The sequence below is a fragment of the Poseidonocella sp. HB161398 genome, from assembly GCF_005870025.1.
In the GTDB taxonomy this organism is placed as follows: domain Bacteria; phylum Pseudomonadota; class Alphaproteobacteria; order Rhodobacterales; family Rhodobacteraceae; genus Mangrovicoccus.
Window position 1 is genome coordinate 1 of sequence record NZ_VATA01000202.1, and the last position, 1,819, is coordinate 1,819.

Annotated in this window: 2 protein-coding genes; both read left to right on the forward strand. The window is 73.1% G+C overall.

Annotation, left to right across the window (positions count from 1 at the left end):
* The first annotated feature begins 181 nt into the window (after positions 1–181).
* Positions 182–1,051: an alpha/beta hydrolase gene (locus tag FGX59_RS36700; protein WP_138473459.1), complete on the forward strand. Its 870-nt coding sequence runs from the start codon at positions 182–184 to the stop codon at positions 1,049–1,051.
* A gap of 88 nt (positions 1,052–1,139) precedes the next feature.
* The coding region (locus FGX59_RS36705; RefSeq protein WP_138473460.1) for a hypothetical protein at positions 1,140–1,819 on the forward strand (680 nt) is incomplete at its 3' end.

Below are 1,819 nucleotides of genomic sequence, written 5' to 3' on the forward strand. Positions count from 1 at the left end.
CGCTGCGCCTCTATCCCGGCGGCGATCACGGGCTGGCCCAGACCCGGCAGGCCCCGGTCAATGCCGACCTGCCGGCCGTCCTGACGGGCGAGGCGCTGCGCGCCGCCGCCTGATCCCGCCCGCCGCCGCGTCCCTGCGGCGGCGCCTTCGGGTTCCGTCACCGCAACAGGAGGCCCCTCCGATGACCCTGCATCTGCCGCCGCTCGCCGGGGAAAGCTGGCATGTCCGGCCCGGCGGCCCCCGCCTCTTCCTGCGCGCCTGGCGCCCGGCCGGGCCGGTCCGCGCCGCGCTGGTCATCAGCCACGGGGTCAAGTCCCATAGCGGCCAGTACGAGGCCGCGGCGCGGAGCTTCGCCGCCGCGGGGCCGGCCGTCCATGCCGCCGACCTGCGCGGCCGCGGCCGCTCGGACGGGGCGCGGTTCCGCGTCGGCGGTATCGCGGACTACGTCTCCGACCTGGCCGTGGCGGTGGAGGAGGCCGCCCGCGCCCGCGATCCCGGCCTGCCGGTCTTCCTGCTCGGCCACAGCGCCGGCGGGGTGGTCGCGGCGACCTATGCGCTCGAGCATCCCGGCAGGCGCGCCGGGCTGATCCCGGGCCGCCTTCCGCATCCCGGCGCCGAAGCCCGTGCCGAAGCTCGTCAAGCGGCTGGCGCCGGGCCTGCCCGTCATCCGGCTGAAGCTCCGCGATTTCACCCGCGACCCGGAGGTCCTGGCCCGGCTCGAGGCCGATCCGCTGATCCGCGGCGCGGTGCAGCCCGCCGCCACCGTGGCCGCCATGCTGCGCGGCAGCGAGCGGCTGGAGCGCAGCATGGCGGCCGGGTCCGCCTGCCGCTGCTGGTCCTGCACGGCACGGGCGACCGCGCGACCCTGGCCGAGGGCAGCCGGGACTTCGCCGCGCGGGCGGGGCCGGCGGACAAGACGCTCCGGCTCTATCCCGGCCATGTCCACGACCTGCGCGCCGATGCAAGCCGCGACGCGGTGCTCGGCGACGTGCTGGCCTGGATCGGGGCGCGGCTGGATCCGGCGTGTTTCAGCCCCCGCTCCGCGACGTGAGAATGCGTTAATTTAATGTAACACGGCAGGGGCTTACCTGAAGAGCCGGCGGCAAGGACATGCCGCCGGCAATCCAGAGGACTCCCGCATGCCCACCACCCTTGCCGGTACCGCGTACCGCATCGACGGCGTCGAGCTCGGCCCGAATGACATCATTGCCGCCGGCACCCTGCTGACCGCGGTCGACTTCGTCTCCGTCGATCCCGATGCCGATGACTTCACCGTCACCCCGCGCTCGGTGATCTTCGAAGGCACCGCCAGCGAGACCGTGCTCTTCGAGGCCGAGGAGATCGCCTTCTTCGCCGATGGCGTGCAGATCGCCAGCGAGTCGCCGGGCTACGAATTCGTCAGCCTCGCCACCGATGCCGGCATCGTCTTCGGCATCACCTTCTCCGCGGCCGGGGACACCTATTTCCTGCCGCGCAACGACTTCCCGGCCGCCGGGCTCGGCGAGGTCGTCGAGGACTCGCAGATCCGCGCCAACGGCGTCTCCTTCGACCAGCTCGATTTCGGCCTGCTGCCGCCGGGCGCCACCGCCTTCGAGGGGCTGGTCTTCGGCAGCGGGGCGATCGACGCGCCGGGCCTGGGGCTGACCCGGACGGTGATCGACAGCGACGGCATCGCCTTCAATCCCGGCGAGAGCACCGAGATCGGCGCGTTCAACGCCGAGGTCCTGGTGACGGTCAGCTTCTCCGACGGGACCGCGCTGCGCGGCGTGGAGGCCTACCAGACCGGCGGGATCTCCTTCGTCAACAACCAGACCATCGA